The following is a 21952-nucleotide window of genomic DNA, read 5'->3' as shown; positions in this document are numbered from 1 at the left end:
GATACACCACGACTCTTTTTCAATTGTATTACTTCGAACTATAGCAGGACACCGAAGTGAAAATACTCAGGCGGGTCGTTTAGCTTGAGTATTTTCTATTATTGTCTGAGTGTTTACTATAAACCACCTGTCACAGAAAACCACCCATCACAAAGCTTGAATATTTTCAATAGAGGTGTATAATAATTGACATATCAATTGATAAGTCAAGTAATTGCGAGGAGGAGCTACCATCGAACATTGCTCTGAAAAAAGCCAATTGTTTTACCGCATGCATCTTTTGTGTAAAGAAATGAATACAGCTTTTGAAGCGCAGTTAAAAACGAGCTTTACCAAGGTCGAAATTTTGTATCACATTGATCAACGGCAGGAATTGAGTCAGTTGGAGCTTCAGCATTTGCTGGTTCTGGACGGAGCGGCGGTAACCCGGCATCTGAAAAGGCTGGAGGAGGAAGGTCTGATTATCCGCAGCAAAAAAGAACAGGATAAGCGTGTGACCTATATTTGTCTAACAGAATCAGGGGTTCGAGAGTTGCAAGTTTTGTCAGAGGAAAGACAAGCCTTTCAGGACAAGCTGCTACGTGAGTTTGCGGATGAGGAAATTGTTTCTTTGACAAATGTATTACAGCGCATGTCTACCAATGTGAAGAATATGTAAAATACGCGAGGAGGAACTGAATATGAAAGCTATCGTCATTGAACGCTACGGAAGCAAGGATGAACTGAAGGAAAGAGATGTACCCAATCCTAAGCCACAGGCCCATCAGGTCGTTGTGAAAGTAGCAGCTACCTCCATTAACCCGATTGACTGGAAGCTGCGTGAAGGTTATTTGAAGCAAATGATGGATTGGGAGTTTCCGATTATCCTGGGCTGGGATGTTGCGGGGACCATCTCGGAAGTAGGCAGCCAGGTAACTGATTGGAAAGTAGGAGACGAAGTATTTGCTCGTCCGGACACGACACGCTTTGGTACTTATGCGGAGTATACCTTAGTGGATGACCATTTGCTGGCGCGTAAACCTGTCTCGATCTCATGGGAGGAAGCCGCATCTGTTCCGTTAGCGGGACTGACAGCCTGGCAGGCACTCTTTACACATGGTCAACTGGCCAAAGGTGAAAAGGTATTGATCCACGCAGGCGCAGGCGGTGTCGGAATGTTCGCTATCCAGTTTGCCAAACAAGCTGGTGCCTATGTCATTACGACAGCCAGCGAGCGCAATCATGAGCTGCTTGCTTCAATAGGAGCCGATCAAATTATTGACTACCGTACGACCCGTTTCGAGGATATATTGTCTGATGTGGACGTTGTATTCGATACGATGGGTGGAGATGTTCAGAAAAACAGCTTTAAAGTTCTGAAAAAACACACAGGACGGATCATATCCATCGTTAGCAATTTTGACGAAGAGCTGGTCAAAGAGCACGACGTAACGGCCAAAAATATATGGCTGGAGCCCAACGGACAGCAGCTACAGGAAATTGCCGACCTGTTAGAGCAGAAAAAAGTAAGGTCGGTGGTAGGAGCTACGTTTCCATTTTCGGAAAAAGGTCTGTATGACGCACATGCTCTAAGCGAAACCCATCATGCTGTTGGTAAAATTGCCATTACCTTTTCATAAGAACGCATATAACGAGGCCGCAACACGAAAGGAATTATATAACACGATGAAGATCCTGGAAGATTATTTTTACTATTATGATTTGGCAAGAGATGATGAGAAAAGCAAAGCGCAATTAATCAGCCTTTTCTCCAACGAAATTGAGTTCGTGCTGAACGGTGACCGGAAACAAGGTATGGATAGCTGGAAAAGCTTCTTGGACATGTTCTTTGAAGGAACACTCGACATCAAGCATATGTATGAGGGCTGGAAGCCGGTTCCCGGAGAATCGGGTGCCTATGAAACCAAATGGGCGGTATGCGGCAAAAGAGCAACAGGCGATGTGTATACACTTACTGGAGTGGACAAAGCTCGGCTGGATGCAGAAGGGAAGATCGTTTATCTGGAAAATATACCGGACACCGCGAATGCCTTTGATAAGTACAAAAATATCTGATTCGCCTAATTGATAACCCGTCAGCTATATAACAGCTTGGCGGGCTTTCTATTTTCCGAACAATACATATGTGATTAAATTACAACATTCGCTTTTTGTGTTGACAAGCAGTAGGGGACGGCCTAAAATAACGGATGTAATATAGCGATTATGAATGCGAATATTACAGCAAATGAACGATAACAATACGAGTATGCTTTACGTAGGAGGAATTACGACTCATGGAGCGTTTCTTTAAATTAAAGGAACATGGAACGAACGTCCGCACAGAAATTATTGCGGGTATTACTACTTTTATGACCATGGCTTACATTTTGGTGGTCAACAATACCTTTTTGGGGCCGACTGGAGCAGGGATGCCCAGCGAAGCCGTCTTCTTTGCCACTGCGGTAGGTGCAGGACTGATCACTATTCTGATGGGATTGTTCGTTAATGTGCCCATCGGCATGGCTCCGGGTATGGGCTTGAATGCTTATTTTATGACTGTAGTCTTGGGTTCCAACGGTATGATTACTTGGCAAGCGGCACTTGGCGCTGTATTTATATCCGGTATCGTCTTTCTGATTTTAACCGTGACACGAGTGAGACAGATGTTGCTTGTTGCAGTTCCGGAAAATCTAAAGACAGCTATTACCGTAGGGATCGGCTTGTTTATTACCATTGTTGGTTTTAAGCTGTGTAATCTGGTTATGGTAAGTATCGTTCCAGGGACGGATGTAGGTCAGCCTGTTCCGGGTCATGCTTTTAATCTGATTCTGGGTAGTCTGGTTCATCAGAAGGATGCGCTGCTGGCGCTGATCGGTTTGCTCATTATCGCAGCGCTGATGGTTGTTCGGGTCAAAGGTGCTTTGCTGATTGGTATCGTAGCTACTACATTGTTTGGTATTCCGATGGGCGTAACGAATTTGAGCAGTTTGACAACAGGTCACTGGATTCCTGATTTTAGTAATCTGGCAGTGGGCCAGTTGGATTTGAAGGCTGCTTTGCATATCGGTCTGTTTGATATCATTTTCATTTTCACATTTGTAGAGCTGTTTGATACGTTTGGTACACTGGTGGGTACGGCTACCCGCGCAGGTATAATGAAGGATAAGAAAAAAGGTGAGAAAATCATCGGTAAAGCTATGCTGGTGGATGCTGTTGGTGTAAGTACCGGTGCAGTATTGGGTACAAGTACTATTACAGCATTCGTGGAAAGCTCGGCAGGGGTAGAAGAAGGCGGGCGTACGGGTCTGACTGCTGTAACGACAGGCATTTTATTCCTGCTCGCTCTCTTTATCGCACCGCTGGCACTGGTTGTGCCTTCCGCTGCTACTGCTCCAGCGTTGATTATCGTTGGTGTGCTGATGATGAGCCAGGTTCGTAACATCGATTGGGATAATTTCCTGCTGGCGTTCCCGGCGTTCCTGACCATCGTTCTGATGCCTTTTACAGGCGGAATCGCTAATGGTATTTCTGCCGGCATTTTGTCTTACGTGGTTCTGACTGTATTCAGTAACCTTTTTACCAGCAACAAAGTTAAAGTTCACTGGCTCATGTGGGTGCTTGCTGTTATTGTAGTGATCCGGTTTGCCTTTATGGGCTCGGAATAACAACTAGATATCACCTGAAAAAGCTTTTTGCAGTAAAGAACCTCCTTCCCTGTTGTTTCAGGGAGCGAGGTTCTTTTTTTGTTCTGGTTATTCATGATGCGAAAGAGGGTGGGGAGTATATATAGAAGAAGAACGAATAACAAATAGAGATTTCCGAGAATTAATGAAATAAATGCTTGCAAACTTATTTCGTCTATGATATATTCTATTTCCGGCCAAGAAATACAATATTGCGAGCGAATGTTACAAAAAAAGATTTTAAAAAAATGCTTGCAAAGTTGGTTCGGACATGATAAGATATAAGAGTTGGTAAGGCGACAAGCTGAGTCAACGAAAAAGAAATGTTTGATCTTTGAAAACTGAACAACGAGTGAGTAAATGATTTTGTTCGCAAAATCAGCCACGAAGATTTCGGTGCATACCGCAAGGTTGTATGAAATCGGAGTGTAAAAGAGATATTTTATCTCGTCAGTTTCAAAATGAGCATATCGCTCTTTCTATATACCAACTTCGGTTGGTCTTTAATGGAGAGTTTGATCCTGGCTCAGGACGAACGCTGGCGGCGTGCCTAATACATGCAAGTCGAGCGGGGTTGTTGTAGAAGCTTGCTTCTACAACAACCTAGCGGCGGACGGGTGAGTAACACGTAGGCAACCTGCCTATCAGACTGGGATAACTACCGGAAACGGTAGTTAATACCGGATACATCCTTTCCCTGCATGGGGAGGGGAGGAAAGGCGGAGCAATCTGTCACTGATGGATGGGCCTGCGGCGCATTAGCTAGTTGGTGGGGTAATGGCCTACCAAGGCGACGATGCGTAGCCGACCTGAGAGGGTGATCGGCCACACTGGGACTGAGACACGGCCCAGACTCCTACGGGAGGCAGCAGTAGGGAATCTTCCGCAATGGGCGAAAGCCTGACGGAGCAACGCCGCGTGAGTGATGAAGGTTTTCGGATCGTAAAGCTCTGTTGCCAGGGAAGAACGTCTTGTAGAGTAACTGCTACAAGAGTGACGGTACCTGAGAAGAAAGCCCCGGCTAACTACGTGCCAGCAGCCGCGGTAATACGTAGGGGGCAAGCGTTGTCCGGAATTATTGGGCGTAAAGCGCGCGCAGGCGGCTCTTTAAGTCTGGTGTTTAATCTCGAGGCTCAACTTCGGGTCGCACTGGAAACTGGGGAGCTTGAGTGCAGAAGAGGAGAGTGGAATTCCACGTGTAGCGGTGAAATGCGTAGATATGTGGAGGAACACCAGTGGCGAAGGCGACTCTCTGGGCTGTAACTGACGCTGAGGCGCGAAAGCGTGGGGAGCAAACAGGATTAGATACCCTGGTAGTCCACGCCGTAAACGATGAATGCTAGGTGTTAGGGGTTTCGATACCCTTGGTGCCGAAGTTAACACATTAAGCATTCCGCCTGGGGAGTACGGTCGCAAGACTGAAACTCAAAGGAATTGACGGGGACCCGCACAAGCAGTGGAGTATGTGGTTTAATTCGAAGCAACGCGAAGAACCTTACCAGGTCTTGACATCCCCCTGACCGGTCTAGAGATAGACCTTTCCTTCGGGACAGGGGAGACAGGTGGTGCATGGTTGTCGTCAGCTCGTGTCGTGAGATGTTGGGTTAAGTCCCGCAACGAGCGCAACCCTTATGCTTAGTTGCCAGCAGGTCAAGCTGGGCACTCTAAGCAGACTGCCGGTGACAAACCGGAGGAAGGTGGGGATGACGTCAAATCATCATGCCCCTTATGACCTGGGCTACACACGTACTACAATGGCCGGTACAACGGGAAGCGAAAGAGCGATCTGGAGCGAATCCTAGAAAAGCCGGTCTCAGTTCGGATTGCAGGCTGCAACTCGCCTGCATGAAGTCGGAATTGCTAGTAATCGCGGATCAGCATGCCGCGGTGAATACGTTCCCGGGTCTTGTACACACCGCCCGTCACACCACGAGAGTTTACAACACCCGAAGTCGGTGGGGTAACCCGCAAGGGAGCCAGCCGCCGAAGGTGGGGTAGATGATTGGGGTGAAGTCGTAACAAGGTAGCCGTATCGGAAGGTGCGGCTGGATCACCTCCTTTCTATGGAGAATCGTTTCCTGCAACGGAAACATTCAAATATGAAGCGTAAGCTTCAAAAAAACTACTCACTCGTTGCTCAGTTTTGAGAGTTCAATCTCTCACATAGCGTTTCCAACATATACTTGTATTCAAGTGTTGAGGAATTTGATATGATATTCATTCGGCCTTAAAAACCGGAAAAGTGCACCTTGAAAACTGGATACCGAAACGAAATTGCGTTTTAGAATATTCCTTTACGCTGATCTTGTGTAAACAAGTGAAATAAAGGTAGCAGGTAAGGAAAGATCTTTTGCCTTTGGCAAACATCATTCTTTATCGAACATCGATATTTTCTTTCTTTGAAAGAAAAGTCTAGGTTAAGCTACAAAGAGCACACGGAGGATGCCTAGGCGCCAGGAGCCGACGAAGGACGTGGCGAACAACGATAAAGCCTCGGGGAGCTGTAAGCAAGCTTTGATCCGGGGATGTCCGAATGGGGAAACCCGGCTGTCTTCATCGACAGTCACTTTCTGCTGAATACATAGGCAGAACAGAGGCATACCAGGGGAACTGAAACATCTAAGTACCCTGAGGAAGAGAAAACAATAGTGATTCCGTCAGTAGCGGCGAGCGAACGCGGATTAGCCCAAACCAAGGAGCTTGCTCCTTGGGGTTGTGGGACGTCTCACATGGAGTTACAAAGGAACCGGTTAGATGAAGAGGTCTGGAAAGGCCCGCCAGAGAAGGTAAAAGCCCTGTAATTCAAAACCTGTTCCCTCCGAGACGGATCCCGAGTAGTGCGGGGCACGTGAAACCCCGTATGAATCCGGCAGGACCATCTGCCAAGGCTAAATACTCCCTGGCGACCGATAGTGAAGCAGTACCGTGAGGGAAAGGTGAAAAGCACCCCGGAAGGGGAGTGAAATAGATCCTGAAACCGTGTGCTTACAAGAAGTCAGAGCCCTATGTATGGGTGATGGCGTGCCTTTTGTAGAATGAACCGGCGAGTTACGTTCCCGTGCAAGGTTAAGGTGAAGAGCTGAAGCCGCAGCGAAAGCGAGTCTGAATAGGGCGAATGAGTACGTGGACGTAGACCCGAAACCGGGTGATCTACCCCTGTCCAGGGTGAAGGTGCGGTAACACGCACTGGAGGCCCGAACCCACGCATGTTGAAAAATGCGGGGATGAGGTGGGGGTAGCGGAGAAATTCCAATCGAACCCGGAGATAGCTGGTTCTCCCCGAAATAGCTTTAGGGCTAGCCTCGGAAAAGAGAGTCGTGGAGGTAGAGCACTGATTGGGTGCGGGGCCCGCAAGGGTTACCAAGCTCAGTCAAACTCCGAATGCCATAGACTTAGTTCCGGGAGTCAGACAGTGAGTGCTAAGATCCATTGTCGAAAGGGAAACAGCCCAGACCATCAGCTAAGGTCCCCAAGTGTGTGTTAAGTGGGAAAGGATGTGGAGTTGCACAGACAACCAGGATGTTGGCTTAGAAGCAGCCACCATTGAAAGAGTGCGTAATAGCTCACTGGTCGAGTGACTCTGCGCCGAAAATGTAACGGGGCTAAACACGCCACCGAAGCTATGGCTTGATGCTATGCATCAGGGGTAGGGGAGCGTTGAATGCGGGTTGAAGGTGTACCGTAAGGAGCGCTGGACTGCATTCAAGTGAGAATGCCGGTATGAGTAACGAAAAGATCTGTGAGAATCAGATCCGCCGAAAGCCTAAGGGTTCCTGAGGAAGGTTCGTCCGCTCAGGGTAAGTCGGGACCTAAGGCGAGGCCGATAGGCGTAGTCGAAGGACAACAGGTCGAAATTCCTGTACCACCGTAATCCGTTATGAGCAATGGGGTGACGCAGTAGGGTAGTGACGCGGACTGATGGATGTCCGTCTAAGCAGTGAGGCTGGTGTGTAGGCAAATCCGCACATCGTAAGGCTGGGCTGTGATGGGGAGCGAAAATTACAGTAGCGAAGGTCATGATCTCAGACTGCCAAGAAAAGCCTCTAGCCAGGAGAAGGTGCCCGTACCGCAAACCGACACAGGTAGGCGAGAAGAGAATTCTAAGGCGCGCGGAAGAACTCTCGTTAAGGAACTCGGCAAAATGACCCCGTAACTTCGGGAGAAGGGGTGCCTCGGTAGGGTGAATAGCCCGAGGGGGCCGCAGTGAAAAGGCCCAAGCGACTGTTTAGCAAAAACACAGGTCTGTGCGAAGCCGCAAGGCGAAGTATACGGGCTGACGCCTGCCCGGTGCTGGAAGGTTAAGGGGAGTGGTAAGTCCTTCGGGGCGAAGCTATGAACCGAAGCCCCAGTAAACGGCGGCCGTAACTATAACGGTCCTAAGGTAGCGAAATTCCTTGTCAGGTAAATTCTGACCCGCACGAATGGCGTAACGACTTGGGCGCTGTCTCAACGAGAGATCCGGTGAAATTTTAATACCTGTGAAGATGCAGGTTACCCGCGACAAGACGGAAAGACCCCATGGAGCTTTACTGCAGCTTGATATTGAATTTGGGTACGATCTGTACAGGATAGGTGGGAGCCTAAGAGACTTGAGCGCCAGCTTGAGAGGAGGCATCCTTGGGATACCACCCTGATCGTATCTAGGTTCTAACTTGGTACCGTGATCCGGTGCGAGGACAGTGTCAGGTGGGCAGTTTGACTGGGGCGGTCGCCTCCTAAAGAGTAACGGAGGCGCCCCAAGGTTCCCTCAGAATGGTTGGAAATCATTCGAAGAGTGCAAAGGCAGAAGGGAGCTTGACTGCGAGACCTACAAGTCGAGCAGGGACGAAAGTCGGGCTTAGTGATCCGGTGGTACCGCATGGAAGGGCCATCGCTCAACGGATAAAAGCTACCCTGGGGATAACAGGCTTATCTCCCCCAAGAGTCCACATCGACGGGGAGGTTTGGCACCTCGATGTCGGCTCATCGCATCCTGGGGCTGAAGTAGGTCCCAAGGGTTGGGCTGTTCGCCCATTAAAGCGGTACGCGAGCTGGGTTCAGAACGTCGTGAGACAGTTCGGTCCCTATCTGTCGTGGGCGTAGGAAATTTGAGAGGAGCTGTCCTTAGTACGAGAGGACCGGGATGGACGTACCGCTGGTGTACCAGTTGTTCCGCCAGGAGCACCGCTGGGTAGCTATGTACGGAAGGGATAAGCGCTGAAAGCATCTAAGCGTGAAGCCCCCCTCAAGATGAGATTTCCCAATTAGTAAGACCCCTTGAAGACGACGAGGTAGATAGGTTGGGGGTGGAAGTGCAGTAATGCATGGAGCTGACCAATACTAATCGGTCGAGGGCTTATCCTAAGGATAAGACGCAATGGAGTTTCGGATCCAGTTTTCAGGGTGTAACACCTTGAAAGTATGTAGAAGATACATACGTATAGGCGAATTTACGATGTAAATTCATGTTTGGTGGCGATAGCGGAGGGGTTCCACACGTACCCATCCCGAACACGACCGTTAAGCCCTCCAGCGCCGATGGTACTTGGACCGCAGGGTCCTGGGAGAGTAGGACGTCGCCAAGCAAAAGTAAGAAGAACCATGATCTCCTTGAGATTGTGGTTCTTTTTTGCGTTGAAAAGGTAAAACATTTATATTTTACTTAAGAAAAGTACAAATGGAGACTAACTCATAACTATTGAAATTATTTTATAATAAATTAGTACCAGGTATTAGTATCAGGTGTTATAATGAGAACAAGGATTATAAAGGAGAGTGATCAGATTGTTGAATTCTAAAGCAAAGCTTACGGCCCTGGGTACTTATGTACCTGAACGGATTTTGACGAATGCCGACTTGGAGAAGCTTGTGGATACTAGTGACGAGTGGATAGTACAACGAACGGGTATGCGTGAACGGCGAATTGCGGCTGAAGACCAATATGTATCTGATTTATGCATTCAAGCCGTTACACGTATGATTAACCTCTATGACGTAAATATAAACGAAGTTGATATGATCATTGTAGCGACTAGTACGCCTGATTACTACTTTCCAAGTACGTCTTCACGAATTCAGGCCCATTTTAATATTCCGGATACGGGATCAATGGATGTAAGTGCAGCATGTGCAGGATTCACCTATGGACTTCATCTAGCTAATGGCCTTATTACGGGTGGTCTACACCGTAAGGTTTTAGTGGTGGGAGCAGAAACGTTATCCAAAATTACGGATTATACGGACCGGACGAGTTGTGTACTTTTTGGAGACGGCGCAGGGGCTGCTCTTGTTGAATATGACGAGGATGAAGGATCTTTTTTGACCGCAGATATCGGAACTTATGGGCAAGGGGGAGTTCATCTCTATCGGGCAGGTTTATCTGATTATTTAGATGGAGAAAAGCTGCAAGCTAATGGATTTCTTGTTCAAAATGGACGTGAGGTTTATAAATGGGCTGTTCGCTCTGTCCCAGCGGGAGTAGAACGGTTATTGGAGCAGGCTGGAATGAAGAATGAGGACCTTGACTGGTTTGTACCGCATAGCGCCAATCTGAGAATGATCGAATCCATATGTGAACGAGGGGCAATACCTTTGGAAAAGACGCTGACAAGTGTAGAGTTTTATGGCAATACATCGGCGGCATCTATTCCTTTAGCTTTACAGTGCGGTTTGGATGATGGGCGTTTACGGTATGGACAGCGGGTATTGTTATATGGGTTCGGAGGGGGCCTGACTTATGCAGGTCTGCTGTTAAAATGGAGCGTGCCTGATTTGTAAGCTGTCCGGATGGTATAATTAACAATATAAGAGAAAGGGGCGTAACATGAAGGTATTAGTATTAGCAGAAAAACCATCCGTAGCCAGAGAGATTGCACGTGTGATGGGAAGCCGTGAGAAACATAAAAGCTATATAGAGGGGCCTAAGTATGTTGTGACGTGGGCGTTAGGACATTTGGTTGGACTGGCAGAGCCGGAGGATTATGATTCCAAGTATGCAACCTGGAATTTGGAGGACCTGCCGATCCTTCCGAAGAGTACCAGGCTGAAGGTGCTACGGGAAAGCAATCATCAGTTCAAGGCTGTGCAGCAGCTCATGAAGCGACAGGACATTGGAGAACTTATTGTGGCAACGGATGCTGCACGTGAAGGGGAACTGTTGGCACGTTGGATTATACAAAAGGCGAACTGGAAAAAGCCTTTTCGCCGCTTGTGGATTTCATCGCAGACGGACAAGGCGATCAAGGAAGGCTTCGCGAAGCTGTTGCCTGGGCAGCAGTTTGATCGTTTATACGAATCGGCTCGTTGTCGGGCTGAAGCAGACTGGATGATTGGGCTGAATGTGACCCGCGCATTGACGTGTCGCTATAACGCTCAGCTTTCGGCGGGAAGAGTACAGACACCGACGCTGGGGATGATTATGGAACGTGAGAAGGAGATTACTCAGTTTCGTTCTCAGGAATATGATACATTGACGGCAGACTTTGGTGATTTTCAGGCAACTTGGCGTGCAGAAAATGGCGACTCACGCATGTTTGACCGTACTCAAGCAGAGGCTTTGCGCCGCAAATTGGAAGGCGTCAAAGGTACGGTTGCCAGTGTCAAAAAAAGTGAAAAGAATGAGCCACACCCGTTGGCTTATGATTTAACCGAGCTGCAAAGGGATGCCAACCAGCGCTACGGCTTTTCGGCCAAGCAGACGTCTAATGTGCTTCAACGTCTGTATGAGCAGCATAAGCTGGTCACGTATCCACGTACAGATAGCCGTTATCTGACATCCGATATGGTGGATACCCTTAAGGAACGGCTCAATAGTGTGGCTGTAGGTCCGTATGCTTCCTTGGCACGCCCGTTACTGCGCAAGAGCTTGACGATCTCGAAGCGAATTGTGGATGACACCAAAGTAACAGATCACCATGCGATCATCCCTACAGAGCAGACGTTGTTGCTTAATCAGCTAAGCCCGGAGGAACGTAAGCTGTACGATCTGATTGCGCGGCGATTTATCAGTCTTTTCTATCCACCTGCTCGTTATGATGCTGTAGCGGTTTCGGTAACAGTAGAGCAGGAAACATTTCAAGTCAAAGGCACGACGATAAAAGATAGTGGCTGGCGTGCGGTATATGACGGAAATCTCTATGATACGGACGACGAAGCAGAGGAACGTGAGGACAACGGAAGTGGTGTTATTTTACCTGAACTGAAAAAAGAGGATTCTGTTCGGATAGAGCGTTGCCTTGTGCGTGCTGGACGAACGATGCCGCCGAAGCGGTATACGGAAGCGGCGCTACTTGCTCAGATGGAGAAGCACGGTTTGGGTACTCCTGCTACTCGCGCAGATCTGATTGAGAAGCTGGTTAGCTCGGATACAATTGAGCGTCAGGGAAATGTAATGCATCCAACGGGGAAAGGCAAGCAGCTGATTGAGCTGGCAGCTCCACAGCTAAGAACACCGGAGCTGACGGCACGTTGGGAAGCGGAGCTGGAACGAATCGCCCGCGGTCAAGGGCAACCGGGACCGTTCTTGGACTCGATTCGTGCGATGGCGAAAGAGCTGGTTTCCACTGTGAAAAATAGCAGTGCCGAATACAAGCCCCATAACGTGACGAATAGCCATTGCCCGGATTGTGGTACAAAGCTTTTGGAGAAGAAAGGCAAACAGGGCAAGTTCCTTGTATGTCCAAGTGCGGATTGCGGTTATCGCCGTTCGGGAGAAAAACGTCTATCGAATCGTCGTTGTCCGCAGTGCCATAAAAAAATGGAAATGAAAGAGGGCAAGGCGGGTTTGTATGTCAGATGTCTGCCTTGTGGCATTACCGAAACACTGGATAAGGACAAGCAACGGGTAAACAAACGTGAACAGCAGAAGCTGGTAAGACATTATGAAAAGCAGGAATCTCTTGGCTCCAGTCTGGGTGATCTGCTGAAAGCAGCCTTGGAGCAAAAGCAGGGAAAATAACGGGCAGCTACAAGTAATCCATTATCAAGTCAACAGCAAGGGCGATAAGCATCAGCAAATCAGTATAAAACCTCTCGCTCCTTGGCATGGTAAGCCGAGGAGGTGAGTAGTTATGCCCAAGCATAAGTCGCTTAAAATCAATAATCAGCAAAATAAATCAAGTATTTTGGAGGAAGAAATCGCTCCACATCCAGAGAAGCAAGCGAAATATCCTCCAAGCTTGAATGGAATTCCTAAACAGCAGTCTTGATACGAAGTGGCAGGAGCAATGGATTGTAGCAAAATGGAATCAGTTATCCATTGACTGGTATGGATTTAACCATCCGACAGGCAAACTTAAACTTGAAGCTATATTAAGGCTAAGACAATTGGGCTCCGTATGAAGTTGTAGGTTGTCATTGTCTTGCGAAAAAGGAGCAACAGTTACGGTATATCACCGTTACTGCTGCTCCTTTTTTTGGTGAGCTGGCTTTGATATCTTATTGTTCATTGAGAATGCTTATTTGGATTTTCACAAATCCTCATTTATTAGTATTCATTAAAGAAGGACTGAATTTCTTTAACATCATGCGTTTGAGTCAAAGCAAGCATGAGCAAGATCCGTGCTTTTTGCGGATTGAGCGAGTCAGTGGAAACAAAGTTGGACGCTGCGTCTTTGGTAGACGGAGAGACGATCCCGCTGCCTACTCGGCTGGAACGTGCGATGATAACTCCTTTTTTACCTGCTGCCTCAGCACCTTCTGTAGAGGTCTTGGACAAGGAACCATTGCCGGAGCCTGCCACAACGATACCTTTGGCACCTGCCGCTACGGCTGCATCATACAGATAGCGCCCGTTATTTTGGTATTCGTATAAAATATCTACCTGAGGCAGTTGGGTCAGAATGGAAATATCGAACATAGAAGCAGTTGTATGCTTGTGTGTAGATTTGTTGTAGTAGTACACTTGATCTCCCACAACAGCTCCCAGGTATCCCTGCTCCACAGACTTGAACGTATCGACTGTTGTCGTGTTCGTTTTGGTAATGTATCTCGCTGCACCGATACGGTCATTTAGCAGTACGAGTACGCCTTGACCTTTGGAGGCAGAAGCCCCGGCGACTTTGACAGCATTATAAAGGTTAAAAGGACCATCGGCGCTGATTGCTGTAGCTGGACGCATGGAGCCAACGACAACCACAGGCTTATCGCTATTGACGACCAGATTGAGGAAATAAGCGGTTTCCTCCAGCGTATCTGTACCATGAGTAATAACGATTCCGTCTACATCATCTCTGGCGAGCAGTTCATTCGTACGTTTGGCGAGTTTTAAAAGGATATCATTATTAATGTCAGGACTGCCCACGTTGACAACCTGTTCACCGCTGACGTTTGCAATACTTTTCATTTCAGGAACGGCGTTAATCAGAGTCTCGATACCCAACGCGCCTGCTTTGTAGTCGGTTGTATCGGTGTTGACGGCAGATGACCCTGCGATGGTTCCCCCAGTAGCAAGTATTTTAATGTTGGGTAGATTATTGGTTTGTGGTTTCTCAGATTTATCGGTGATGGTAGTGGCAGATGGAGGTACAGTCGTGCTGGTGGTAGCTGCTGCCGCAGCGTTAGCGGTAAAACCACCACTCCATAAGGTACTTCCGAGAATAAAGCTGGCCAGCAGGGGAATCATTGTCATTTTTTCATGTTAGTCATATAAAGCTCCTCTCCAATGTGCAAACCATAGATGTGAATGATAGATTAACTGACAAATATTTTGTCGAATTACGTTAATATCACGAATTATAGAGGCTGTAATTGTTTTTAGTCAATATATATGTCACATAATATGACGTTATAATTTATTTTTCATAAATGTAATCGTTTTATTGTTTGTATAAGGTGTGTAGTAAGATGATAGCTATTACTTTCTATATGATTTTGTATAGAGTTCATTAGTAGGATGATAGGGGGAGTTAACTTTATGTAAGTCATACGATTACACAGGGTAAACCGAAATCGACCGGTCTTCCGGCCGTTCTACAATATACAGTATTCAATGAATTAGATGCTATCACTCGTTCTGTACGTTTTGAAAATATAGGCAGTTCAAATGTGACGCTTCGACGGGTTTTAAGCTGTAATGTGGATTTCGTGACGGTGATTATGATAAGTGCAATTGTCTGGTTCATGAGGTAGGAAGAGTCATTCCAGACGCCGGAAGCTGTACTGGTTCGTTCCTCGGAAGAATTGTGTGATATGTCGCGCACCTATCATCGCTTATATCGAACAAGACTGTCAAGAGGAGGATTCCGTGATCAGGTTCGTCCGGTGCTGATTAAAAACTGGGAAGCCACGTATTTTAATTTTAATGCGGATCGGATTAAAGAAATTGCTTCGGCTGGTCAGGAGCTTGGGATTGAGCTATTTGTACTGGACGATGGGTGGTTGTCTGGGTAGACTGGGAGAAGAGATTACTGCGACAGGATGGAAGTGAACATCGAAATTACAACAAGCAGACACCTCAAAGGGAGCCTGCTTGTTGTTTTGCATAATCTAAAAGAAGGCAATGTATCTGGTTTTTGCAACATCTAAAGTAAATACATTGCAATCCAAACTGACATTATACGTGAATAACATGGTTTTACACCTTATACAGCAGGGTACCTGCAATTAAGGATTGTTGGTATGTTGTTTGGTTGGCAAGCTGGCGCTGGGAGTTCCTTTTCCTCTTTTACGGTTGCGTTCTGCCTTTTTTGCATTTTCCCGCAGTTTTTCGACGTATTCATGGGTGCTTTCCATCGTAGTCCCTCCTTTAATTCAAGGATATCCGTCATACAACGTTACTATATCCGCAAAAGCGGTATTTCAGTCAGGAGAAGGCGTTGTTTCTGCAAAAGGGGTGGAGTTATAATGAAGGGGAGAGGGCTATAGAGGGGCTAATGCCTGGACTCGGTACGGTGTGCAAAAGGAGGGGAGACATTGCAGACAGGCTTGTTGGTATGGCTGCTGTTTATAAACGCAGTAGGCTATCTGGTAATGTCGGAAGACAAAAAGAGGGCGCGTAAGCACCGTGATCGTGTACCCGAACGGACGCTGTTTTTGCTGGCCTTGATCGGGGGAGCGTTGGGCGTGCTGATTGCGATGTACCGCAAACGCCACAAAACGCGGCATATGAGCTTCAGACTCGGTATTCCTGCGTTGCTGTTCGTTAATGCATTGCTATACGGATATTTTTTACGGTAAAGCCGTGGTTTAGGCTCTCATGGGGATGTTTAATGATGAGTAGGGCGGCTATGCCAGCGTTTGGCAATGTGAATGTACGAACGCCCAAAGGAATACATATTTCAGGCTTTGTTCTAACAAACTGAATAGGAAGAGGTGCATATGTATGTTATTTTCGAAAATATTGCTTGCTTATGACGGTTCCGAGGCATCCAATAAGGCTTTGTTGAAGGCGGCTGAATTAGCCAAAGCTTCACCATCCTCAAAGCTTGGGGTCGTAACGGCGTTTGATTTTCCGCGTATTTTCATGGGTGAAGGTTTGGCCCCGATTCCAGCTTCGGTGAATAAAGAATATTACGATTTGGCGGAGCAAACCACGGATGAGGTCAAAAAACGGCTTGCCGACCAGGGCATTGACGCCAAGGTGGAGCTGATTCAGGGTTCGCCGGCTGAAGTTATTTTGGATTATGCAAATGAAAATGGCTTCGATGTGATTGTGATCGGCAGCCGTGGTTTGGGTGGTATTCGTGAATTTGTGCTAGGCAGCGTCAGTCATAATGTGGTGCAGCATGCGCGCATTCCAGTGCTGGTCGTGAAGTAACAGAATAGAAGGAATAAAAGTCGGATTACTGCCTACACAGCAAGTACCGGCTTTTATTTTTTTGTGGAGCATAGAGCCAGTCTATGATGGCAGTCTGAGGCAAAGAGTCGGCTAAATGTATAGCTATTGTCCCGGCTTGCGGGTAGAAAAGGGTTTGTGTTTTGTTAAACACGAACATTCAATTGGATGATTTTAATAATGTTCGTTTTCAAGTTGACATAAGGTGTAGGGAATTGTTAAACTATGAAGTGTATTGTCGATAAAAAAGAACTTTAGGTAAAATTTAATAAGGTACACATGTTTGAGCCGAAACAGACCACGATCATGTTTGTTAGAATATCGTTTGGGGTCGCTTGGGCACAATGCTGACTCGTATAATGCCGGGGATATGGCCCGGAAGTTTCTACCTGGAAACCTTAAATTTCCGGACTACGGGAGACATACGGCTGAAGCCGCATTTGTTGCGGTGAAACAGGCTTGCTTTTGGCATGCCTTTGTGAGGCTTTGTCGTTTGTTTTTCGTAGTCCGGTGTCTTGAAAATAACGTTATTTTCGAGTGCCGGATTTTTGGCGCTTATTGATAAACAGGGAGTGAAGGACATGTCAGTGCAGGTCGCTGTCATTATGGGCAGCACATCGGACTGGGACACCATGCAGCATGCATGTGCAGTGCTGGACGAGCTTGAAATCGGATATGAAAAAAAGGTGGTCTCAGCCCATCGAACGCCGGATCTGATGTTTCGTTTTGCAGAGGAAGCCGCCGGGCGCGGGCTGAAGGTTATTATTGCCGGAGCGGGTGGCGCGGCGCATTTGCCGGGTATGGTGGCGGCCAAGACGACATTGCCAGTCATCGGTGTGCCTGTCCAGTCGAAGGCGCTGAACGGTCTGGACTCCCTGCTTTCCATTGTGCAGATGCCGGGAGGCATTCCGGTCGCTACTGTGGCAATCGGTAAAGCAGGCGCTACGAATGCAGGGCTGCTGGCAGCACAAGTATTGGGTGCTTTTGATGAAAAAGTGCGTCAGCGGGTCGAAGCAAGACGCGACCGTATCCGTGATGAGGTGCTGGAAGGCAGTGACTCGCTATGAATGAGGCATGTGAACCCGCAGGCTGTGTTCGACCTCCCGGTACAACGATTGGACTTTTGGGGGGCGGACAGCTGGGAAGAATGCTGGTACTGGCCGGAGTAAAGATGGGATACCGTTTTGTGACGCTGGACCCGACACCGGATAGTCCGTGCGGGCAGGTGTCAGAGCAGATTTTCGCTGCCTATGATGATGAACATGCGGCCAGAGAGTTGGCCGGGCGATGCGATGTGATCACGTATGAGTTTGAAAATGTGGATGCGGGTGTAGCCGCGCTTTTGGAACAGGAATCAAGTGTGCCGCAGGGCAGCCGTTTGTTGTACACAACACAGCATCGGTTACGGGAAAAACGCTCGATTGAAGCCGCTGGCGTTCCGGTCGCTCCGTATCGTGAAATCGGCAGCGCTGCCGATATGGTTCAAGCGGTAGCCGAGTTGGGCGTGCCATGTGTACTCAAGACAGCAGTCGGCGGTTATGACGGCAAGGGACAAGCGGTTATTCGCCAACCCGAGGAAGCCGTAGCTGCTTACGAAGGGCTGGTTGGTAGCGGTGCGGAACTGGTGTTAGAACAGTTCATTCGTTTTCGCTGTGAAATCTCGGTAATCGTAGCACGCAGCACGAACGGGGAAGCCAAAGCCTTCCCACCTGCGGAAAACATTCATGTGAACAATATTTTGCACACGTCGATTGTACCCGCGCGCGTGTCACAATCCGTGCAGGAAGAAGCACGCAAGCTGGCTTTGGCTGTGGCGGAGTCGTTAGGCGCGGTGGGTCTGCTCGCTGTAGAAATGTTCGTTACCGAAGACGGACATTTGTACGTCAATGAGCTGGCACCGAGGCCGCATAACTCCGGTCATTACACGATGGAGGGATGCGCAACGTCGCAATTTGAGCAGCATATACGTGCCATTTGCGGCTTGCCGCTGGGAAGCACGAAGCTGCTGACTCCGGTCGTTATGGTCAATGTGCTAGGTGAGCATTTGGAGGACGTGGTTCAACGGCTCGTGCAGCCGGATGCCGAAGCTGAAAGATTGGATGTTGTGCCCAAGCTGCATTTGTATGGAAAAAGCGAAGCCAAACCAGGCCGAAAGATGGGACATATGAATCTACTGTGCCAGGATGCGGAACAAGCGCTGGAATGGATTGAACAAACCAATATTTGGGGGAATAAATAGTTATGATCGAACGCTATAGCAGACCGGAAATGAGAGCGATTTGGACGGAAGAAAATAAATTTAAAGCATGGCTGGAAGTAGAACTGTGTGCCTGTGAAGCTTGGGCAGAATTGGGCGTTATTCCGAAAGAGGACACTGTGGCGCTGCGTAAGAACGCAAGCTTTGATATTGACCGGATCTATGAAATTGAACAGGAAACAAGACATGATGTCATTGCTTTTACCCGCACGGTGTCCGAAAGCCTTGGCGATGAGCGCAAATGGGTGCATTACGGCCTGACCTCCACGGATGTGGTAGATACCGCACTGGGCTACTTGTTGAAGCAGGCGAATGAAATTCTGGAGCGCGATATCTTGAATTTTATTGAAATTTTGAAGGAAAAAGCACAGGCTTACAAGCATACGCCGATGATGGGCCGTACACACGGGGTACACGCTGAACCGACGACGTTTGGCCTGAAAATGGCTTTGTGGTACGAGGAAATGAAGCGCAATTTGGAACGTTTCCGTTTTGCGGCTGACCAGGTTGAATACGGTAAAATGTCTGGTGCAGTCGGTACGTACGCTAACATTGATCCAGCGGTAGAAGAGTTTGTATGCCGCAAGCTGGGCACCAAGCCTGCGCCAATCTCCACACAAACGCTCCAACGTGATCGTCATGCCGAATACATGGCGACATTGGCCCTGGTAGCCACATCGCTGGACAAATTTGCAACAGAAGTCCGCGCGCTGCAAAAGAGTGAATTCCGTGAGGTGGAAGAAGCCTTCGCGAAGGGTCAAAAAGGTTCCTCTGCGATGCCGCATAAACGCAATCCAATCGGTAGCGAAAATATTTCCGGTCTGGCGCGTGTGATTCGCGGGCATATGGTATCCGCGTATGAGAACGTAACACTGTGGCATGAACGCGACATTTCGCATTCTTCCGTGGAACGTATCATTTTGCCGGATGCAACGATGCTGTTGAACTACATGCTGAACCGTTTTGGCAATATCGTGAAGAACCTGACGGTATTCCCTGAAAATATGAAGCGCAATATGGCGCGTACGTATGGCGTACCGTTCTCTGGCCGTATTATGACGAAGCTGATCGACAAGGGCTATAGCCGTGAAAAAGCCTACGATACCGTGCAGCCGCGTGCTATGCAGGCATGGGAAGAGCAACGTCAATTCCGCGAAATCGTCGAGGCGACTCCGGAAATTACCGCAGTGCTCAACGCGGACGAAATCGAGGATGCTTTCAACCCGGCATGGCATCTGAAAAACGTAGATACGATCTTTAAAAAGCTGGGATTAGGGGAATAGGAGAGAGGGGTGGCGCTTGGTGAGGCCGCTGCGCGAACGGATCATTCTTCCGATTGCTGTTGCCTCTGGATTCCTGTGATTGTATAAGACCAGGTAATGGTTGGAATCCAGAGGCAAAGGCAAGCGCTGACGCTTCTTCAGAACGATTCCGTTCGCTCCGCTGCAATCCAGCACCAACCCTCGTGTGGGAGCAGGAATAGGGGGCGGTACGGCACATAAGATGCCGCACACCCCAAAGAGTGATAGAAAAGCGTGTTCCACTGCTTTTCTGTCGCGAAGCAACGTTCTTGGGAGAGCTGCCGAATTTGCGTAGCAAACTGCCTGCAGCCCTCCCAAGAACGCGCAAGGCTCAAGGAGCGAAGCCTTGAGCCAACGTATAAGTGCGCATGCGTAGATATGCGCACGACAGGCGAAGCCTGAAGGCTCGGCGGCATGACGTGCCGAGCTACGGCCACGGGCCGAATGGTTTGGCGGTATGTCTTACGCCGAGCCATGGTACAACCGTAAGCTGCATATAAAGTTGCAAAGTTGATACGAAGCGAACGCTCGTAAAAACGTCGATATGCGCCAACGTAAAAGCGTTGCTGGATTAAAGCTTGTGCCAACAAGCCTTAATCCAGCGGAACGCGCTCACACCACCCCAGCTACAATAAACAGCCCCGCCCACTCACTGCGCCAAACCCTTGCGGGAGTCCCTCGGGCAGCAGCCCTGGGGGTCCTCCCCGAGGGGAGGATTTAGGAGGGGCAAGGTTCGATTTAGGAGGGGCAAAGGTTTGAGGGGCCATACTCTTTTGAAAGAGGTGTAATGAAATGTCATTGTCTACCGCCGAGGGTCTGATCCATGCGCCGTTGCTGTACAAAGGCAAGGTGCGTGAGCTGTATGATCTCGGAGAGCATTTTCTGATTGTCGTGACGGATCGGATTTCGGCCTTTGATTATGTGCTGGAGCCACCCGTGCCCGAAAAGGGGAATGTGCTGAATAAGCTCAGCGCTTTCTGGTTTGAACAAACGAAAGACTTGTTGGAAAACCATGTCGTGCACACCGATGTGAACAAGCTAGGGCATGTGATCGACGAACAGAATAAAGAGTTGCTGAAGGACCGGATCATGGTCACGCTGAAGGCTGAACGCATTGACATTGAGTGTGTGGTGCGCGGATATATTACCGGAGGCGGCTGGCGTCAGTATGAGCAGAACGGTGAGGTGAACGGCATTCCATTGCCGAAGGGGCTACGTAAAAATGAGCGTTTTCCCAAGCCTTTATTTACACCGGCTGCAAAAAATGATGTTGGACACGACGAGGACATTTCCCTTCACCAAATGAAAGAAATGGTCGGGGTTGAACTAGCAGGTGAGCTTGAGGAAAAGAGCTTGGCGTTGTACGAATTTGCACGTGCTTTCTGCGAGAAGCGGGGAATTATTTTAGCCGATTGCAAGTTTGAGTTTGGTCTTGTTAACGGTAAGGTGATTTTGATTGACGAAATTTTCACTCCAGATTCATCCCGTTTTTGGGCGCAGGAAAAGTATGAGCTGGATGTTGAGATTGACAGCATGGACAAGGAGCCGGTACGAAGCTATTTGGCATCATCCGGTTGGGACAAGAATAGCAAGCCCGATCCGTTGCCTGCTGAGGTCGTAGGAGAAACAACTGCAAGATATACGGATATTTGGCGGCGTCTGACGGCACAGTAAATAGTAATCATAATTCAACCAATAGGATTCACTCATTCGGAGGAGGAACTGAAGGAACATGATGAAAGCAACAGTCTATGTCACGATTAAGCAAAGCGTTTTGGACCCGCAGGGGGTTGCGGTGCAAGGCGCACTGCATTCTATGGGTTTCGGAGAAGTGGACAGCGTCAGAATTGGTAAGTATATGGAATTGAATCTGGATACAACAGACCGCGAGAGTGCTGAAAAGCGCATCATTGAGATGTGTGAAAAGCTGTTGGCCAACACGGTCATTGAAGACTACCGCTACGAACTGGAGGGCTAA

18 protein-coding genes, 3 rRNA genes, 1 pseudogene and 1 riboswitch are annotated in these 21952 nt (G+C 48.3%); of the genes and pseudogenes, 19 read left to right on the top strand and 3 right to left on the bottom strand.

Annotation, left to right across the window (positions count from 1 at the left end):
* Nucleotides 1-292 precede the first annotated feature (292 nt).
* From ASL14_RS08150 to ASL14_RS27305, 10 genes are all read left to right on the top strand, one after another.
* Nucleotides 293-658: a MarR family winged helix-turn-helix transcriptional regulator gene (locus ASL14_RS08150; RefSeq protein WP_223264251.1), complete on the top strand. Its 366-nt coding sequence runs from the start codon at nt 293-295 to the stop codon at nt 656-658.
* Nucleotides 659-680: 22 nt separating this feature from the next.
* On the top strand, nt 681-1619 hold the full coding sequence (locus ASL14_RS08145) for an NADP-dependent oxidoreductase (protein ID WP_134911194.1): 939 nt from the start codon (nt 681-683) through the stop codon (nt 1617-1619).
* A 46-nt stretch (nt 1620-1665) separates the two neighbouring features.
* Complete coding sequence (locus ASL14_RS08140) at nt 1666-2055, top strand: hypothetical protein (RefSeq protein ID WP_134911193.1); 390 nt, start codon at nt 1666-1668, stop codon at nt 2053-2055.
* 221 nt (nt 2056-2276) lie between these two features.
* A complete protein-coding gene (locus ASL14_RS08135) occupies nt 2277-3647 on the top strand; it encodes an NCS2 family permease (protein ID WP_134911192.1) in 1371 nt (456 codons plus the stop codon).
* A gap of 521 nt (nt 3648-4168) precedes the next feature.
* Nucleotides 4169-5726 (top strand): 16S ribosomal RNA (locus tag ASL14_RS08130).
* A 354-nt stretch (nt 5727-6080) separates the two neighbouring features.
* Nucleotides 6081-9008 (top strand): 23S ribosomal RNA (locus ASL14_RS08125).
* 104 nt (nt 9009-9112) lie between these two features.
* Nucleotides 9113-9229 (top strand): 5S ribosomal RNA (gene rrf / locus ASL14_RS08120).
* The 16S, 23S and 5S rRNA genes sit together here, the layout of an rRNA operon.
* A gap of 199 nt (nt 9230-9428) precedes the next feature.
* Complete coding sequence (locus tag ASL14_RS08115; RefSeq protein ID WP_134911191.1) at nt 9429-10421, top strand: ketoacyl-ACP synthase III; 993 nt, start codon at nt 9429-9431, stop codon at nt 10419-10421.
* A 46-nt stretch (nt 10422-10467) separates the two neighbouring features.
* On the top strand, nt 10468-12600 hold the full coding sequence (locus ASL14_RS08110; protein WP_134911190.1) for a DNA topoisomerase III: 2133 nt from the start codon (nt 10468-10470) through the stop codon (nt 12598-12600).
* 112 nt (nt 12601-12712) lie between these two features.
* The gene (locus ASL14_RS27305) at nt 12713-12850 is read left to right on the top strand and encodes a hypothetical protein (protein WP_023987042.1); all 138 of its coding nucleotides are present in this window, start codon (nt 12713-12715) and stop codon (nt 12848-12850) included.
* A gap of 278 nt (nt 12851-13128) precedes the next feature.
* On the opposite strand, the gene ASL14_RS08105 is transcribed toward ASL14_RS27305, so the two are convergent.
* A complete protein-coding gene (locus tag ASL14_RS08105) occupies nt 13129-14271 on the bottom strand; it encodes a type II asparaginase (protein WP_134911189.1) in 1143 nt (380 codons plus the stop codon).
* 299 nt (nt 14272-14570) lie between these two features.
* On the opposite strand from ASL14_RS08105, the gene ASL14_RS29505 reads away from it, so the two are divergent.
* Complete coding sequence (locus ASL14_RS29505; RefSeq protein ID WP_338117273.1) at nt 14571-14771, top strand: glycoside hydrolase family 36 N-terminal domain-containing protein; 201 nt, start codon at nt 14571-14573, stop codon at nt 14769-14771.
* A 3-nt stretch (nt 14772-14774) separates the two neighbouring features.
* Nucleotides 14775-15020, top strand: a pseudogene (locus ASL14_RS29500) (alpha-galactosidase); the annotation flags it as partial.
* 225 nt (nt 15021-15245) lie between these two features.
* Here the strand turns inward: ASL14_RS29500 and ASL14_RS08095 are convergent.
* Nucleotides 15246-15374, bottom strand: coding sequence for a DUF4023 family protein (locus ASL14_RS08095; RefSeq protein WP_023987044.1), 129 nt, complete (start codon nt 15372-15374; stop codon nt 15246-15248).
* Nucleotides 15375-15554: 180 nt separating this feature from the next.
* Between ASL14_RS08095 and ASL14_RS08090 the strand changes: the two genes are divergently transcribed.
* The 5 genes from ASL14_RS08090 to purB all read left to right on the top strand — a co-directional run bounded on the left by ASL14_RS08090 (nt 15555) and on the right by purB (nt 19956).
* Entirely contained in the window at nt 15555-15818 is a 264-nt protein-coding gene (locus ASL14_RS08090) for a DUF1294 domain-containing protein (protein WP_044647005.1), read from the top strand.
* A 145-nt stretch (nt 15819-15963) separates the two neighbouring features.
* Nucleotides 15964-16398 carry a universal stress protein gene (locus ASL14_RS08085; protein WP_134911188.1) on the top strand — a complete coding sequence of 145 codons (435 nt, stop codon included), beginning with the start codon at nt 15964-15966 and terminating at the stop codon, nt 16396-16398.
* 350 nt (nt 16399-16748) lie between these two features.
* A riboswitch (purine riboswitch) is annotated at nt 16749-16850 on the top strand.
* Nucleotides 16851-16997: 147 nt separating this feature from the next.
* Nucleotides 16998-17483 carry a 5-(carboxyamino)imidazole ribonucleotide mutase gene (purE, locus tag ASL14_RS08080; protein WP_134911187.1) on the top strand — a complete coding sequence of 162 codons (486 nt, stop codon included), beginning with the start codon at nt 16998-17000 and terminating at the stop codon, nt 17481-17483.
* Nucleotides 17480-18655 (top strand): 5-(carboxyamino)imidazole ribonucleotide synthase, encoded by a 1176-nt coding sequence (purK, locus tag ASL14_RS08075; protein WP_134911186.1) that lies wholly within the window; start codon nt 17480-17482, stop codon nt 18653-18655. Before purE ends, purK begins: the two co-directional genes overlap by 4 nt.
* A 2-nt stretch (nt 18656-18657) precedes the next feature.
* Complete coding sequence (gene purB / locus ASL14_RS08070) at nt 18658-19956, top strand: adenylosuccinate lyase (RefSeq protein ID WP_134911185.1); 1299 nt, start codon at nt 18658-18660, stop codon at nt 19954-19956.
* Nucleotides 19957-20093: 137 nt separating this feature from the next.
* Here purB and ASL14_RS27300 read toward each other — a convergent pair whose 3' ends face one another.
* The gene (locus tag ASL14_RS27300; RefSeq protein WP_189338242.1) at nt 20094-20561 is read right to left on the bottom strand and encodes a hypothetical protein; all 468 of its coding nucleotides are present in this window, start codon (nt 20559-20561) and stop codon (nt 20094-20096) included.
* Between the two features lie 205 nt (nt 20562-20766).
* Here ASL14_RS27300 and ASL14_RS08060 point away from each other — a divergent pair, with 205 nt between their 5' ends.
* Both ASL14_RS08060 and purS read left to right on the top strand, forming a co-directional pair.
* The gene (locus ASL14_RS08060) at nt 20767-21648 is read left to right on the top strand and encodes a phosphoribosylaminoimidazolesuccinocarboxamide synthase (protein ID WP_134911184.1); all 882 of its coding nucleotides are present in this window, start codon (nt 20767-20769) and stop codon (nt 21646-21648) included.
* A 58-nt stretch (nt 21649-21706) separates the two neighbouring features.
* Nucleotides 21707-21952 (top strand): phosphoribosylformylglycinamidine synthase subunit PurS, encoded by a 246-nt coding sequence (gene purS / locus ASL14_RS08055; RefSeq protein WP_013308797.1) that lies wholly within the window; start codon nt 21707-21709, stop codon nt 21950-21952.

It is taken from the genome of Paenibacillus sp. IHB B 3084, from assembly GCF_001447315.1.
GTDB lineage: Bacteria > Bacillota > Bacilli > Paenibacillales > Paenibacillaceae > Paenibacillus.
The sequence above is the reverse complement of the archived record's forward strand: the minus strand, read 5'-3'. Positions and strand labels throughout refer to the sequence as shown.